The organism is Nocardia sp. CA-136227 (assembly GCF_050955695.1).
In the GTDB taxonomy this organism is placed as follows: Bacteria; Actinomycetota; Actinomycetes; order Mycobacteriales; family Mycobacteriaceae; genus Nocardia.
In genome coordinates, this window is sequence record NZ_CP192081.1 from 1,151,113 (window position 1) to 1,166,602 (window position 15,490).

General features: G+C 70.9%; 12 protein-coding genes. 7 read left to right on the top strand and 5 right to left on the bottom strand.

The genetic code is table 11. The annotated features are described in order from the left end of the window. The first annotated feature begins 53 nt into the window (after positions 1-53). Positions 54-1,187 (top strand): GuaB3 family IMP dehydrogenase-related protein, encoded by a 1,134-nt coding sequence (locus ACQP06_RS05125; RefSeq protein ID WP_433670820.1) that lies wholly within the window; start codon positions 54-56, stop codon positions 1,185-1,187. Positions 1,188-1,421: 234 nt separating this feature from the next. Here the strand turns inward: ACQP06_RS05125 and ACQP06_RS05130 are convergent, their stop codons facing one another. Further along, positions 1,422-2,246, bottom strand: coding sequence for an alpha/beta fold hydrolase (locus ACQP06_RS05130; protein WP_433670822.1), 825 nt, complete (start codon positions 2,244-2,246; stop codon positions 1,422-1,424). A 309-nt stretch (positions 2,247-2,555) separates the two neighbouring features. Here ACQP06_RS05130 and guaA point away from each other — a divergent pair, with 309 nt between their 5' ends. After that, entirely contained in the window at positions 2,556-4,121 is a 1,566-nt protein-coding gene (gene guaA / locus ACQP06_RS05135; RefSeq protein WP_433670824.1) for a glutamine-hydrolyzing GMP synthase, read from the top strand. A 129-nt stretch (positions 4,122-4,250) separates the two neighbouring features. Here guaA and ACQP06_RS05140 read toward each other — a convergent pair whose 3' ends face one another. From ACQP06_RS05140 to ACQP06_RS05150, 3 genes are all read right to left on the bottom strand, one after another. Continuing rightward, the gene (locus ACQP06_RS05140) at positions 4,251-4,451 is read right to left on the bottom strand and encodes a hypothetical protein (protein ID WP_357098351.1); all 201 of its coding nucleotides are present in this window, start codon (positions 4,449-4,451) and stop codon (positions 4,251-4,253) included. Next, the gene (locus ACQP06_RS05145; protein ID WP_433670825.1) at positions 4,444-6,093 is read right to left on the bottom strand and encodes a PspC domain-containing protein; all 1,650 of its coding nucleotides are present in this window, start codon (positions 6,091-6,093) and stop codon (positions 4,444-4,446) included. Before ACQP06_RS05145 ends, ACQP06_RS05140 begins: the two co-directional genes overlap by 8 nt. A 153-nt stretch (positions 6,094-6,246) precedes the next feature. Further along, complete coding sequence (locus tag ACQP06_RS05150; RefSeq protein WP_433670827.1) at positions 6,247-6,660, bottom strand: nitroreductase/quinone reductase family protein; 414 nt, start codon at positions 6,658-6,660, stop codon at positions 6,247-6,249. 139 nt (positions 6,661-6,799) lie between these two features. On the opposite strand from ACQP06_RS05150, the gene ACQP06_RS05155 reads away from it, so the two are divergent. The 3 genes from ACQP06_RS05155 (at position 6,800) to ACQP06_RS05165 (ending at position 11,499) form a co-directional block, all read left to right on the top strand. Further along, on the top strand, positions 6,800-9,256 hold the full coding sequence (locus ACQP06_RS05155) for an ATP-binding protein (RefSeq protein WP_433670829.1): 2,457 nt from the start codon (positions 6,800-6,802) through the stop codon (positions 9,254-9,256). 229 nt (positions 9,257-9,485) lie between these two features. Beyond that, positions 9,486-10,784, top strand: a complete 1,299-nt coding sequence (locus ACQP06_RS05160; RefSeq protein WP_433670830.1) for an ATP-binding protein — start codon at positions 9,486-9,488, stop codon at positions 10,782-10,784. 73 nt (positions 10,785-10,857) lie between these two features. After that, on the top strand, positions 10,858-11,499 hold the full coding sequence (locus tag ACQP06_RS05165; protein WP_213557894.1) for a response regulator: 642 nt from the start codon (positions 10,858-10,860) through the stop codon (positions 11,497-11,499). Between the two features lie 19 nt (positions 11,500-11,518). On the opposite strand, the gene ACQP06_RS05170 is transcribed toward ACQP06_RS05165, so the two are convergent. After that, the gene (locus ACQP06_RS05170; protein ID WP_433670831.1) at positions 11,519-12,655 is read right to left on the bottom strand and encodes a serine/threonine-protein kinase; all 1,137 of its coding nucleotides are present in this window, start codon (positions 12,653-12,655) and stop codon (positions 11,519-11,521) included. Between the two features lie 405 nt (positions 12,656-13,060). Here ACQP06_RS05170 and ACQP06_RS05175 point away from each other — a divergent pair, with 405 nt between their 5' ends. Continuing rightward, a complete protein-coding gene (locus ACQP06_RS05175; RefSeq protein ID WP_379271949.1) occupies positions 13,061-13,813 on the top strand; it encodes a hypothetical protein in 753 nt (250 codons plus the stop codon). 20 nt (positions 13,814-13,833) lie between these two features. Further along, positions 13,834-15,486, top strand: a complete 1,653-nt coding sequence (locus tag ACQP06_RS05180; RefSeq protein ID WP_433670834.1) for a DNA polymerase Y family protein — start codon at positions 13,834-13,836, stop codon at positions 15,484-15,486. Positions 15,487-15,490: the final 4 nt, after the last annotated feature.

Consider the following 15,490-nt stretch of genomic DNA (forward strand, 5'->3'; position numbering starts at 1 on the left):
CGCGGACCGGTTTTGTCATGTCCGGCAACCGAACCCGAAAGGACTGAACAACGATGCGCGATATGGTCGAGATCGGCATGGGCCGGACGGCTCGGCGCACCTACGAGCTGGACGATATCGACATCGTGCCCTCGCGCCGGACCCGCTCCTCCAAGCAGGTGTCGCTGGCCTGGCAGCTCGACGCGTACCGCTTCGAGATCCCGTTCCTCGCGCATCCCACCGACGCGCTCGTCTCGCCGAAGTTCGCCATCGAACTGGGCAGGGCCGGCGGCCTGGGCGTCATCAACGGTGAGGGCCTGTGGGCCCGGCACGCCGACGTCGACGCCAAGGTGCAGCAGCTGACCGAGGTCGCGGAGAAGGAAGGCACCGAGGCGGCGGTCGCGCTGCTGCAGCAGCTGCACGCCGCTCCGATGAAGGCCGACCTGCTGGCCGCGGCGGTCGCCGAGGTGCGCGCCGCCGGGGTGACCACCGCGGTGCGGGTCAGCCCGCAGAACGCACGCGCCCTCACCCCGAGCCTGGTGCAGGCCGGGATCGACCTGCTGGTCGTGCACGGCACCATCATCTCCGCCGAGCACGTGGGCGACGGGGAACCGTTGAACCTCAAGACCTTCATCGCCGAGCTGGATGTGCCGGTGGTCGCGGGCGGCGTGTCCGATCACCGCACCGCGCTGCACCTGATGCGCACCGGCGCGGCCGGCGTCATCGTGGGCTACGGCTCGATGCAGGGCTCCACCACCACCGGTGAGGTGCTCGGCATCGGCGTGCCCATGGCCACCGCCATCGCCGACGCCGCCGCCGCGCGCCGCGACTACCTGGACGAGACCGGTGGCCGCTACGTGCACGTCATCGCCGACGGCGAGACCCTGACCTCCGGGCACGTCGCCAAGGCCATCGCCTGCGGCGCGGACGCGGTCATGCTGGGCGTGCCGCTGGCCATGGCCCGCGAGACCCCGGGCAACGGCTGGTACTGGCCCTCGGCCGCCGCGCACCCGTCGGTGCCGCGCGGCGCGGTGCTGCCGTACGCGGTCGACGAGGAGCGGGTCCCGCTGGACCAGGTCCTCAACGGCCCGTCCAACGACCCGTTCGGCTCGCTGAATCTGGTTGGCGGCCTGCGTCGTTCGATGGCCAAGACCGGCTACAGCGACCTCAAGGAATTCCAGAAGGTCGGTTTGAACGTGCGCGGCTAGAAACAACGGCTGGAACATGTAGCGCCCCTTGCACACTCACACAGTGTTCGAGGGGCGCTACTGCGATGACCCGACGTTCGATCCGGGCGTCTCTCAACGCGGCAACTGATGTCGTGACGATCCGGGTAACTCCCCGGGTACGTCCACAATCGGTTTGGCCGGCAACCGCCGGCACGGGTGCAGAACGGTGGACGGCTCTCAGCCGCCCGCTGAAGGCGCGGAGAGGCGGGGGAGTCAGCGGCTGCCGGGCCAGGCGCTGAAATCTCGCAGCGGCGGTACCGCGATATCGCGGAGGAACTCTCGGATCGCGGAGTTCACCGCTACCGGGTGGGTCATGTTCACCGTCTGCCGGGCGCCGTCGATCTCCACATAGTGCGCGCGGGGCAGGCGTTCGGCCAGTTCCCGGGCGTGTGAGCGGGGCACGCCCGAGCGGGTCGGGTGGATGACCAAAGTGGGGCAGGTGATTTCGGGTAATCGCTCCAGCACCGAGTCGCGGCCCAGGAGCGCGCCCGCGGCGACCTCGGTGGCCGACGGGTCGCGGGCCAGCCAGCGTTTCACCCAGACGGCGCGATACCAGTCGTCGTCGCCGATGAGCCAGCGGGCCAGGTATTCGGCGAGCGCGGGGCGGGGGCCGTCCTCGTGCCACTTGTCCAGAAACTTTCGGGCATTGGTGAGTTCGGCGGCGGTGGGCTCGTGCGCCTCACTACTGAGCAGCACCAGCGCGGCGACCCGGTCAGGGGCCAGCAGCGCGGTGCGCAGCGCGATGAAACCGCCCTGGGAGGTTCCGCCCACCACGGCCCGGCCCGCGCCCAGCTGATCCAGCACGGTCAGCGCGTCCCGGGCGGAGGTCCAGTAGGTGAACGGCAGCCCCTCGTCGCGGGTGCGGCCGTGTCCGCGCGCATCCCAGGTCACGATCCGGAACTCCGGAGTCAGCGCCGCCTGCTGCGACGCGAACATCGTTCGGTCCATGAGGAATTCGTGCCCCAGCAGCACAACCGGACCTTCGCCCCCGCTGTCTTCGTAGTGGATCTCGGCATCGATCGCACGGGCGAATGGCACGAGGTAGAGGATAGCCAGCACCGGTGACAAACCGGCGAGCTTTCCTGCCCACCGGCACAGCGGGTGTCGCTCGGCCCCCGCGGTCGGGTAGGAATTACCGTCCACGCGAGGGCGGAAGGCCCTATCCGAACCACCTCCGACGCGAATACCGTCCCGATGCCACCACTTCCGGGTCGGGCGGGCTACCCCTTTCGAGGCCGCGGCGCACTCCGGCCCGGGGTGGCGGTCCACCGTGATTCGCGCGCAGGTCGGGGCGGGCGGGAGCGGGGGTCGCCCGGGGGGAGTGTGTCCTAAATCGCTCACTAGACTGTGCAGGTGGCAGAAACCCAGCGACCAGTCCTTGTTGTCGATTTCGGCGCGCAATACGCGCAGCTGATCGCGCGCCGGGTGCGCGAAGCGAGTGTGTATTCCGAGGTGGTGCCGCACACGATCACCGTCGAGGAGATCGCGGAGAAGCAGCCCCTCGCCGTGATCCTCTCCGGCGGACCCAGCAGCGTGTACGCCGAGGGCGCGCCGCAGCTGGACGCGCGGCTGTTCGATCTGGACCTGCCGGTCTTCGGTATCTGCTACGGCTTCCAGGCCATGGCGCAGGCGCTGGGCGGCACGGTGGCGCACACCGGGACTCGCGAGTACGGGCGCACCGAGCTCAGCGTCGACGGCGGCATCCTGCACGGCGGCCTGCCCACCCGGCAGCCGGTGTGGATGAGCCACGGCGACGCCGTCACCGACGCGCCCGCCGGGTTCGAGGTGACCGCGACCTCCGCGGGCGCGCCGGTCGCCGCGTTCGAGGATCGGGCGCGCAAGCTCGCCGGCGTCCAGTACCACCCGGAGGTGCTGCACTCGCCGCACGGCCAGCAGGTGCTGAGCCGGTTCCTGCACGAGATCGCCGGCATCCCGGGCGCGTGGACGCCCGCCAATATCGCCGAGGCGCTCATCGCCCAGGTGCGCGAGCAGGTCGGCGACGGCCACGCCATCTGCGGTCTGTCCGGCGGCGTGGACTCCGCGGTCGCGGCCGCGCTGGTGCAGCGGGCCATCGGTGACCGCCTCACCTGTGTGTTCGTCGACCACGGTCTGCTGCGCGCGGGCGAGCGTGAGCAGGTGCAGCGTGATTTCGTCGCCGCGACCGGGGCCAAGCTGGTCACCGTCGACGCGGTCGACAAGTTCCTGGGTGAGCTGAAGGGCGTCACCGATCCGGAGGAGAAGCGCAAGATCATCGGCCGGGAGTTCATCCGGTCGTTCGAGGACGCGGTCTCCGAGGTGGTCGGCGAGCAGGGCGAGACCAAGGTCGAGTTCCTGGTGCAGGGCACCCTGTACCCGGACGTGGTCGAGTCCGGTGGCGGCGCGGGCACCGCGAACATCAAGTCGCACCACAATGTCGGCGGTCTGCCCGACGATCTGGAGTTCGCGCTCGTCGAGCCGCTGCGGCTGCTGTTCAAGGACGAGGTGCGCGCGGTCGGCCGCGAGCTGGGGCTGCCCGAGGAAATCGTTGCGCGCCAGCCGTTCCCGGGTCCGGGTCTGGCAATCCGCATCATCGGCGAGGTCACCCACGACCGGCTGGAGCTGCTGCGCCAGGCCGACGCCATCGCGCGTGAGGAGCTCACCGCCGCCGGGCTGGACAAGTCGATCTGGCAGTGCCCCGTGGTGTTGCTGGCCGATGTCCGCAGCGTCGGCGTGCAGGGTGACGGCCGCACCTACGGCCACCCGATCGTGTTGCGTCCGGTCTCGTCCGAGGACGCCATGACCGCCGACTGGACCCGCCTGCCCTACGAGGTGCTGGAGCGGATCTCCACCCGCATCACCAACGAGGTGGCCGACGTCAACCGCGTCGTGCTCGACGTGACGAGCAAGCCGCCGGGCACCATCGAATGGGAGTGAGCGCTCCCCGCTGAACGCGAAGGCCCCGCACCTGCGAAAGGTGCGGGGCCTTCGGCCTTCTCGGAAGGGCAGTTCCGGGAAGGAGGGCGACGCCGCCCCCGGCGAGGGGGTGGGGGCGGCGCGTGCGGTCTACTCCCGGTGTTTCTTGGGGCTGAGCACCAGGATCACGCCCACCACGATGGCGGCGATCACCACGATCCAGCCCAGCGACAGACCGCCGGAGACGGGCCAGAAGTGGGGGCCGATGAAGGCCCACACACTCACACCCAGGCCCAGCAGGCCGGCCAGCAGTAGTGCGAACGAGGGTCGGCGATTCTTGTTCTCAGCCACGGTTCACCTCCGCGTTTCCCATCTGCACGTCGACGGTCAGGTTCAGGACGGGGCCCGTCGCCGGGCCCGAGATTCCGCTCGGGCAGTTCGAATCACCCATGCGGACATTGCAGGTCGTATTGACGCGCAGGTTCGACGGCAGGACCACGCGGGCATCGCCCATGCGCACCTTCACCTCGACCGCGCGATCCTCGGTCAGTTTCAGCTGGCTCAGATCGAGGGTGCCCGAGCCCATCGAGATGTGGTAGACGGGCAGCAGCTCGGAATCGGTTGCGGCGGACCACTTGTGGTCGCCCATCGCGCCCTCGTCGAACTGGATCGGGCCGATCAGCGAGGCCAGGATCACGAAACCGGCCAGCGGGGCCAGCACCACCATCAGGCCGTAGCCGCGGCGCAGGAACGCGCCGACGATGAGGCCGACGGCCACCACGGCCAGTGCGGCGGCGCCGATCCGGCCGGGCGTCATCCAATCCACGCCCGACGCGGCCATCGAACCCGCCGCGGCGGCGGCCAGGATGGCGAGACCGATGGTGACGGCGGTCAGCCGGGACCGCGGGCGGGGCGGGGGAGCCTGGACGACCTGCTGGACCGGCGTGGTCGGCTCGGGCAGCTGCCAGGCCAGCGGGGCCACGCCCAGGGGATCCCAGCCGGGTGGGGTGGGGCCGAAGTCGGGGGAGATCGGGGCGGGGCCGAATCCGGCGCGCGGGCGGTCGGTGGCCGGCGGAATCCGGTGCAGGGTCGGGGGTTCTACGTCGGTCGGCGGGGGCTCGGGGGTGCGGCCGTCATCGTCGTCGGTCTTCGGCTTGGTGAGATCGACAGCCGTCGCCGGTGTTTCCGCCGGTTCGTCCGACTGCTCCGAAGCGCCGGGGCCCGAAGCGGATTCGGACTTGTGCAGGATCACGGTGTCGGACACCGACGATGCGGGCGCGTACCGGGTCTCCAGTACTTCGGTGACCTGTTCGGTCTCCGGAAGCTTCTGCGTGACGACCGGTTCCGGCTGCGGCGCGGTGGCGGGCGGCTGGTTCGGGTCGGGCTCGTAGCGGTCGGGCAGCGTCGTGTACGGCCCGTACGTCTGGAAGGTCACCGCATTGGTGCCCGGATAGCCGGTCCAGTACGGGCTCGCGGTGCCCGGATACCCGGTGTTGAACGGATCGGTGACCGCCGACGGCTCGAAATAGCCTGTGGGCGGCTGCATCTGGCGCTGATACAGCAGCCACCACCCGCCCAGCATGAGCGCGAAACTGATCACCCCGGACCCGCCGAGTCCCACTCCGACGGGACCCATCGTGCTCACCGCGATCCCCAACGCCACCATGAGCACGATGGTCTTGGACGAGGGCTGCGACGCCTGGCCGCGCCCGAACAGCGACTCCGCCGCCGAGGACTGGTCTCCGGCCTGGTTCAGCAGCAGCCACCCCAGCAGATAGAGCACCACCCCCGCCCCGCCGAACAGCGCCGACACCACGAACGCCACCCGCACCAGCACCGGGTCCACGTTGTAGCGCCGGCCGAACCCGACGGCGACGCCCGCGATCGGCCCGTCCTTGGGAAACCGCACCGGCCGCGTCTGCCACAGATCCTGAATCTGATCGGAGAAGCCGGTACGCCCAGCACCCTTGGACCAGTCGCTCGTTCTCGTCATGCCATCCATCGTGCTGTCGGCCCCGGCCCAGGCACATCGGGGATGACCCTGAATGCCCACCTGAACTTGCCCCTCACCGCGGTCAACGACGGTCCATGCCCCGAGCCCACCGCGCTGGTGTGCGGTATGCCGATCCTGGCGTCCGGACGTGCGCTACGCGGGTCGGCGGTGGACGGCGATGACCGGGATCCGGCGGGTGGTTTCGGCTCGGTACTCGGCGAAGACCGGCATCAGGTCGATCATGCGGGTGTAGAGGGTTTCGGCTTCCTCGCCGGTGAGGAATTCGGCTTTGCCGGTGTAGGTTTCGGTGCCCAGTTCGATCGTGAGCTCCGGGTTGGCGCGGAGGTTGTGGTACCAGGCGGGGTGTTTGTCGGCGCCGCCGTTGGAGGCGATCAGGACGATGCGGTCGGTGTCGGGGACGTAGACCAGCGGGTTGGTGGTGGGGCGGCCGGACTTCGCGCCGGTCGTGGTGATCAGCACCATATTGGTGCGGCCTTCGAAGGGGCCGCCGACCTTGCCGCCGTTGGCGCGGAACTCCGCGATCACCGATTCGTTGAATGCGTTCATCTCACCTGTCCTGTTCGGAATCTCGTGGACTCCAACCGGCCGGGACCGGGCCCTATTCCGCTCCGAAGACTCGAGCGTCCGCTCCGATGCCGTGAGATCCTGTGTCCTACAGCAGATCACGATCGATGGGGCGGTGGCCATGAGTCCGGACTCCGGCGCGAGTGCCGACACCGTCTCGCCGCGGGCGGAGTTCGCCGCGCGTTTCGGGCGGCTGTTCGCGGCGGCGGGGCAGCCCACGCTGCGGGGTGTGGTGGCGGCCGCGAACGCCAGGATGCGGGCGACCCGCGCGCGGGGAGACGTCGGCGGGGCGACCATCCAGCGAGTCAGTGACTGGCGGGTCGGACGCAGTGTGCCCGCCCGCTTCGAATCCCTGAGCCCGGTCCTGCTGACGCTGATGGACATGGCGCGCGCCACCGGCCGCCCGATGCCCGCCGCGCTCACGAACCTGACCGATTGGCGGACCCTGTGGAAGGCGGCCGCCTCGTCAGCGGCCGAGTCCTCGGCCGTGCCGCACCAATTGCCGCGGGCCATCGCCGATTTCACGGGACGGGAGGAGGCCTGCGAACGGCTGTCGGCGCAGCTGATCGCCGATTCACCGGCCGCGGTGGCGGTCGGGGTGATCACGGGGATGGGCGGGATCGGTAAGACCACCTTCGCGATTCGGGTCGCGCATCGGATCCGGGATCGGTTTCCCGACGGGCAGCTGTATGTGGATCTGCGTGGGGCCGGGAACAATCCGGCCGAGCCGTTCGACGTGATCGGTGACTTCCTGCGGGATCTCGGGGTGGGGGAAGGCGCGATACCCGCGACGCTGGAGACGCGGGCCGCGTATCTGCGCAGCGTGCTGGACGGCAAGCGGCTGCTGGTGGTGCTCGACAACGCTTCGAGCGCGGCGCAGGTCAAGCCGATGCTGCCGGGGTCGGCGGGCTGCGCGGTATTGATCACGAGCCGGGTCGCGATGCCGGAGATCGCGGGCGCGACCGTGGTCCAGCCGGCCGGGCTGACGCCGCGCGAAGCCGCCATTCTGCTCGGGGAGATCGTCGGCAAGGAACGCGCGGTCGCCGAACCCGCCGCGGTCGAGCGGATCGTGGCGCACTGCGGTGCGCTGCCGCTGGCGATCCGGATCGCGGGTGCGCGTCTGGCGCAGCGACCGGGGTGGACGCTGGCGAGCATGGCCGCGCGCCTCGCCGACGAACAGCAGCGGTTGCCGGCGCTTCGGGCCGGGGAGGTCAGCGTCGAGGCCGCGTTCGAGCTCAGCCACGACCAGCTCGACCCGGACCATCGCCGGGCCTTCCATCGGCTCGCCGCCCCGGAGTGCGACGATCTGTTCCTCGACGGCGCGGCAGCCATCCTCGGCATGTCCGTCCACGACGCCGAGGAGATCTGCGAGTCGCTGGTGAATCTCGGCCTGCTGGAGACGCCTTCGCCCGGCCGTTATCGCTATCACGACCTGGTCCGGCTGTTCGCGCTCCGCCGGGCGGGCGACACCGATGCCTCCGACGCCGTCGTCGATCTGCTCGACTACTACCTGGCCACGATGAAATCCCTGAACTCCGTGATCAATCCGGGAACCACCTTGCCGGGCGAGCTCGCCGCCACGCACTACCCGCCCACCGCGTTCCCCGATGTGACCGCCGGATTCCTGTGGTTCTTCGGCGAGCGTCGCAATCTGATCGCGCTGGGCCGCCAGGCCGCCCGGCTGGGCGGCCGCAGCGTGGACCTGATGGCCGATATCGCCTTGGCGGCAACCGAATCCGGCGAGGGACCGCACACCCCCGACCTGTCGGCGGCCCTGACGACCGTGCTGGACGCGGCGAGCCGGCTCGGCAACCCCGTGGCCCGGCAGCGCCTGCATATCGCGCTCGGCTCCGGGCTGGCGACGACCATGACGCGGTACCGGCTCAGCCGCGATCATCTCCTGCACGCGTTCGCCGCGGACGGCCCGCCGCCCAGTGCGCGCCTGGCCGGGGCCGCCGCGGTCGCGCACCTGGGCATCTGCTGGATGGAGGACACCGAGGCGCGGGTGGCGCACCAGTATCGCGAGTGCCTGCGCTACGCCGAACAGACCGGGGACCCGCTGGTCGCGTTCGCCGCCCACTACTTCGCGGGCTACAGCTTCCTGTGGATCGGCGCCGCCGGACCCGCGCAGGACGCGGCGCAGGTGGCGCTGGCCATGACCCGGCAGGCCGGCATGCTCCATTTCGAAGCCGGATCCCTGTCACTGCTCGGCAGCACCACGGTCGATGCCGGCCGGGGCACCCGCGCCGACGCGATACGCCTGTGCGCCAAGGCCGTTCACATCGCACGCAACTCGGGCGCGCGCTCCATCCAGGGCTGGACTCTCATGCTCCTCGCCCGCGCCCACCTGCTGGCCGGGAACCACCCCGCCGCCGAGACCACGGCCCGGGAGGCGATCATCGCCGCCGAATGGGGCGGCCGCGGCATCGAAGGCCGCTCCCTGCTGCTCCTGGCCGCCGCCCTGCGCGCATCCGGCCGGATCGACGAGGCACGCTTCACCTCCCAGCAGGCCATCGAGGTCATCGAGGAGTCCGACATCGCGCTCAGCTCCTGGGAGCGGGGTCTGCTGCCGGGTTGAGAGATTTACCCGGTCAGGGTGTGAAAACGCAGTTCGGGCGCGGGTGAGCGATAATCCGGTCCGGCGCGGAACGATCATCGGCCCGGCGTCCCGGGCGTGCCGGACCGAATGGGATACGGCCCAGGTCAGCGCCCATTTTCCGGCCGGTCCGGACGAAACGGCGGCTCAGGGGTCGAATCGGGGTGTTTCCCGATGCCGGGTGTCGGATACCCGTGCCAGTATCGAAGGCATGTATCCGTCCGCGCCCTTGTACGACCCTGCCCGCGGGGCCGCCACCGTGGCGACCCAGCCCAAGCTGGTGCGGCGCACGGGTGGGCGTGTGGTCGGCGGGGTCGCGGGCGGGCTCTCGGATCACCTGGGGATCGATGTCTTCAAGGTGCGGATGGCGTTCGTGCTGCTGTCCGCGCTCGCCGGGGCCGGGATCGTCGCCTACGGCATGTTGTGGATCTTCACGCCCGCGGGCGCCGACGCGGCCCCGCCGACCGGATCCGAACGGCGGCAGGCCATCGGTATGGCGCTGCTCGGTATGGCGCTGTCGGTGTCGACCGCGTGGTTGTTCAACGGGACGGCCGCGCACGTGGTGGGGCCGATCATCGTGGTGGCGGTCGGCGCGGCGCTGGTGTGGCGCGAATTCGATGCGGACGGACCGAGATCGGTCATCGGACTGCCCGCCAAACCGTCGGTGGTGACGTGGGCGCGCATCGTCGGCGGGGCCACGCTCATCGTGGTCGGGCTCGGGGTGGTGGTGCTGGGGCGGATCAATCTGAGTTCGCTCGGATCGGCGCTGCTGGCGGTGGCGGTGACCCTGGTGGGCGCCGGACTGCTGACCGTGCCGCTGTGGCTGCGCATGGTGCGGGCGCTGAATTCCGAACGGGCGGCACGGATCCGCAATGACGAACGTGAGGAGATCGCCTCGCATCTGCACGACTCGGTGCTGCAGACGCTGGCCCTGATCCAGCGCCAGGCCGAAGATCCGCAGGAAGTGGTGCGGCTGGCCCGCAGTCAGGAACGCGAGCTACGCAAGTGGCTGTTCGAGGACGCCGGGCCCGCGCAGTCGAGCCTGGCCGCGGCGCTGCGCACCATCGCGGGCGAGGTGGAGGATCAGCACGGGGTGAAGGTCACCCCGGTCACCGTGGGCGATGTGTCGATGGATCTCGACGACAGCGGAATCGGTTTGCCCAAGGAGCATTTCACCGCGGTGCTGGGGGCCAGCCGGGAGGCGCTGGTCAATGCCGCCAAACATGCCGGGGTGCCGACCATCGACCTGTACGCCGAAGTGGAGCCGCATCAGGTGAGTGTCTTCGTGCGCGACCGCGGCAAGGGCTTCGACCCGGACGCGGTGTCCAAGGACCGTCAAGGCGTGGCCAAGTCCATTCACGCCCGCATCGACCGGCGCGGCGGGCACGTGGAGATCAAGTCCTCGCCCGGCAACGGCACCGAGGTGCGAATCTTCATGCCGCGCAAGGACGGCGGCGACGAGCGGCTGGTGGTGCAGACCGACGGCCCGGAAGACGCCGCGCAGCTGTGAGTTCCGGGGCGCGCCGGGGGCCGGGGTTTGTGGTACCGATGGGGGCAGGGTTCGTCAGGGTGAGGAGAACTAGGTGAGCGTCCGGGTCTTTCTGGTCGACGATCATGCGGTGTTCCGGTCCGGGGTGCGGGCGGAGCTGAGCCGTGAATCCGATATGGAGGTGGTCGGCGAGGCGGGCGGCGTCGGCGAGGCCATCGCCGGGATCAAGGCGACCGCGCCGGACGTGGTGCTGCTCGACGTGCACATGCCCGACGGCGGCGGCGTCGCGGTGCTGCAGGGCATCGACGCCGGGCCGGTGTGCCTGGCGCTCAGCGTGTCCGACGCGGCCGAGGATGTGATCGCGGTGATCCGGGCGGGCGCGCGCGGATACGTCACCAAGACCATCTCCGGGCCGGAACTGGCCGACGGCATTCGCCGGGTGTCGGGCGGGGACGCGGTGTTCTCGCCGCGGCTGGCCGGGTTCGTGCTGGACTCGTTCACCGGCAAGTCGCAGGTCCCCGAACCGCCGCTGGATCCGGAACTGGATTCGCTGACCCCGCGCGAACTGGAGGTGCTGCGGCTGCTGGCGCGCGGCTACACCTATCGCGAGATCGCCGAGACGCTGTTCATCTCGGTGAAGACGGTGGAGACCCACGCCTCGAACGTGCTGCGCAAGACCCAGCAGTCGAACCGGAACGCCCTCACCCGATGGGCGCACCGGCGTCGCATCGACTGAGGGCGTCGATCGGAAGCGCTTACAGCGCAACCAGGATGACGATGATGATCAGCAGGCCGATGAGCAGGCCGATCGCCACCGCCAGCGGGCCCGCGTTCGGGCCCAGCTTGCTGAAATCGAACTCGAAGCCCTTCGGCTTGGGCTGCGCCGCGACCGGGGCCGCGGGGGTGGTGCGCTGCGGGCGCGGCAGCGGGCTGGAGTTGGGGCTGCGCAGTCCGGCCGCGGAATTGCGGGCAGCCCACGCCGGAATCGTCCCGTCCTCGGTGCGGACCGGAGCGTTCAGGATGTAGGGCGCGGTGCCGGGACCGAAAGCGGCGGTGAGGATCTCGTTGCGGGCCTCGGTCATGGTGGGGCGGCGCTGCGGGGCGGGCTCCATCATGTGCAGCAGGACCTCGGTGAGCGGGCCGCTGCGGGCGGGCGGGGCGATCTGGGCCATGGCGGCGCGCTCCACGATGACATTGCTGTCCTCGTCGAAACCGTAGGGCGGCTGACCCTCGATGGCGGTGTACAGCGTTGCGCCGAGCGAGAATACGTCGCTGGCGGTGGTGGGGCGGGCCCCGCGGGCGACCTCCGGCGGCAGATAGGCGGGGGTGCCGGTGATGACGTCGCTGATCTCCTCGCTGGTGTCGTTGGCGCCGCTGGAGATGCCGAAGTCGGAGAGCTTGACCATGCCGACCTCGTCGCCGCGGTCGGCGACCAGGATGTTGCCGGGCTTGATGTCGCGGTGCACGATGCCCGCGGCGTGCGCGGTGGCGAGCGCGTCGGCCACCTGCGCGCCGATCTGCGCCACCTCGATCGGGGACAACTGATCCACCAGCGCAAGGGCTTTGGCGACACTGCGTGATGGCAGGTACTCCATGACCAGCCAGGGCTCACCGGCCTCGAGCACCACGTCGTAGACGGCGATGGCGTGCTCGTGCGACAGTTTGGCCGCGACCCGGCCCTCGTGCATGATCCGGCTGCGGACCTCGCGCGCCTCGTCCTCGCTCAGGCCCTGCGTGGTGAGGACCTGCTTGATGGCGACATCGCGGTGCAGCAGGCGATCGGTCGCCAGCCAGACGGCACCCATGCCGCCGCCGCCGAGCTTGGATTGCAGACGGTAGCGGCCGGCCACCAGATAATCGGGGCCGACAATGGGACGAGCGCGTTCGGTCACGGGTGCAGGGTAGCGGAAAACCATCCTGACTGGCCTGGTTCGAAACCCGGGGTTTGCTGGGTCTTGCGGCGCGGTCTCGCGGATTCCTTTCCAGACCTATACGGACACACCGTGTTTCGCACGACCTCCGATGATGCGGGTCCGGTGGGAGATTCTCGGAGGTCCGGGGATCTTCCGGACGAAACGACACCTGACCCGCCCACGCTCTTTTCTGGACAGCCGATTGCCGCCGGGTGGGGCGGCGGGCGGGGAGGGGTCGCACAGGTTGTGCGGCCGTGGTGGGGGCCACTGACTCTTGACGCGTCCCGGGACTCGAGTTCTACTGTGCATTGATCGAACATGAGTTCGATTATGTCAGGTAGCTGGATCGGTGCTAGCCCGTCGACTGGGAGAGGTGGTCACTGGATGGGTGCGGCGGCGGAAGCCAGGCGGGAACAGCTGGCGGAGTTGCGGCGGCGAATGGCCGCTGTCCCGGCGCGCGGCGCCGAGGCCACGGCGCGCGTACCGGTGGCGCCGGAGCCGCGGCGGGAGCCGTTGCCGGTGCCCGCGGCACTCGAAAACCTTTTGCCCGACGGCGGATTGGCCAAGGGTTCGGTGGTCGTCTACAACGGCGCAGGCTCGCTGATCTCCGGGCTGCTGGCCGCGGTGACGAGCGCCGGCGGGCACGCCGCCGTGGTCGGGCTGCCGCGGCTGGGCCTGCTGGCCGCCGCCGAGATGGGGGCGCGGCTGGACCGGCTGGCCGTGGTCTCCGATCCCGGGCCTGATCCCCTCGAAGTTGCCTCGGTATTGCTCGATGGCCTGGACCTGGTGGTTCTCGGGCTGAACGGGCTCGCGGTGCCGATGTCCCGCGCCCGCGTCCTGGCCGCCCGCGCCCGCGGCAAGAACTCCACGCTGATGGTGACCAACGGCTCCTGGTCGGGGTCCGCGCTGCACATCGACACCCGAGTCGCCGGGTACAGCGGACTGGGTCGGGGCTGCGGCCGGTTGCGGACCGTCCGCCTCGACGTCTCGGTCCGCGGCCGCTCCGCCCAGCCCCGGCTCGGCCACCTGTCCCTCAGTCCGGCCGACGGCCGCGTCGAATGGGTGTCCACCGCGGACGCCGACACCGCCGTCCCCGCCGCGCCCGAGCTACGGCTCGCCCGCCATGCCGCGTCCTGACCGCACCGCGGGCGGCTGCCATGTCCCGGCCTAGGCGGGTCCTGGTCGTCTGGTGCCCGGACTGGCCCGCGGTGGCGGCCACCGCCGACGCGGGGGCCGAGGCCACCCGGCCGGTGGCGGTGCTCGCGGCCAATCGGGTGATCGCGTGCACGGCGACCGCGCGGGCCGAGGGGATCCGGCGCGGGCTGCGGAAGCGGGAGGCGCAGGGCCGGTGCCCGGAACTGCTGGTGGCACAGGACGATCCGGATCGCGACGCGCGGCTGTTCGAACCCGTGGTGACGGCCGTGGACGCGACGGTGCCGGGGGTCGAGGTGCTGCGGCCGGGCATGCTGGCGCTGTCGGCGCGCGGCGCGGCGCGGTTCTTCGGATCGGAGGAGGTCGCGGCCGAACGACTGGTCGACGCGGTGGCGGCGGTCGGGGTGGAATGCCAGATCGGCATCGCCGACGAGTTGTCCACCGCGGTCTTCGCCGCCCGCCGCGCCACCCTGGTGCCGTCCGGCAAGGGGGCGGAATTCCTCGCGCCCATGCCGATCTCGGAGTTGGCGGGGGAGCCGGTGCTGGCCGCGCCGCAGCGGGTCGAGCTGGTGGATCTGCTGCACCGGCTGGGGCTGCGCCGGATCGGCGACTTCGCGGCGCTCACGCCCGCCGAGGTGGCGTCGCGGTTCGGGGCGGACGCCATCGTCGCGCACCGGTGCGCCCGCGCGCTGCCGGAGCGCCCGCCCGCGGCCCGCCTGCCCGCCGCCGACCTCACCGTCGAACAGCGCTGCGACCCGCCGATCGAACGCGTCGACATGGCGGCCTTCGCGGGCCGCATGCTCGCGGCCGAACTGCACACCAAGCTCGCCGCGGCCGCGGTGGCCTGCACCCGCCTGGTGATCCACGCCGAAACCGAGGCGGGCGAGGAGTTCTCCCGTATCTGGCGCTGCGCCGAACCCCTCACCCCCGACAGCACCGCCGACCGCGTCCGCTGGCAGCTCGACGGCTGGCTCACCCGCCGCGCCCTGGACCGCGCCCGCACCTACCGGAACAGGGCGAAGCCCTCTGAGCGTGAACCGGATCCGGTCGAGGACCGGGAGTCCGGGCCGAACGCCGCCGTCACCCTGTTGCGGCTGGAACCCGTGGAGGTGGTGTCGGCCGGGGCCTTGCAGCTGGGGCTGTGGGGTGGGGTCGGGGAGGACGAGGAGCGGGCGCGGCGGGCATTGATCCGGGTGCAGGGGCTGCTGGGCGGGGACGCGGTGCGGATGGGGGTGCTCAGTGGCGGGCGGGGTCCGGAGGAGCGGATCACCATGGTGACGCTCGGGGACGAGCCGGTGCCGGCGAATGATCCGGCGCAGCCGTGGCCGGGCCGATTGCCCGAGCCCGCACCGGCGTTGGTGCTCACGCATCATCCGGAGGTGCGGCTGGAGGGGGTCGACGGGTCGCCGGTCTGGGTCAGTGATCGCGGCATGTTCACGGCCGATCCGGTTCAGCTGCACTGGGGCAGTAGTTCCTGGCGGCTGTCGGGCTGGGCGGGACCGTGGCCGGTGGACGACCGGTGGTGGACGCACCGGTTCGAGGACGGTTTCGCCGCGCGCGCCCAGGTGCAGCTGGACGCGGAGGACGCCACCCGGCTGCGCGCGCTACTGCTGATCGGCTACGACAACGTCTGGCACGTGGAGGGCCTGTACGAGTAGCGGT

Coding starts and splice junctions, on each gene's coding strand:
- ACQP06_RS05175 (WP_379271949.1), top strand. CDS start 13,061: ATGGGTGCGGCGGCGGAAGCCAGGCGGGAACAGCTGGCGGAGTTGCGG.
- ACQP06_RS05180 (WP_433670834.1), top strand. CDS start 13,834: ATGTCCCGGCCTAGGCGGGTCCTGGTCGTCTGGTGCCCGGACTGGCCC.
- ACQP06_RS05145 (WP_433670825.1), bottom strand. CDS start 6,093: ATGACGAGAACGAGCGACTGGTCCAAGGGTGCTGGGCGTACCGGCTTC.
- ACQP06_RS05125 (WP_433670820.1), top strand. CDS start 54: ATGCGCGATATGGTCGAGATCGGCATGGGCCGGACGGCTCGGCGCACC.
- ACQP06_RS05150 (WP_433670827.1), bottom strand. CDS start 6,660: ATGAACGCATTCAACGAATCGGTGATCGCGGAGTTCCGCGCCAACGGC.
- ACQP06_RS05155 (WP_433670829.1), top strand. CDS start 6,800: ATGAGTCCGGACTCCGGCGCGAGTGCCGACACCGTCTCGCCGCGGGCG.
- ACQP06_RS05160 (WP_433670830.1), top strand. CDS start 9,486: ATGTATCCGTCCGCGCCCTTGTACGACCCTGCCCGCGGGGCCGCCACC.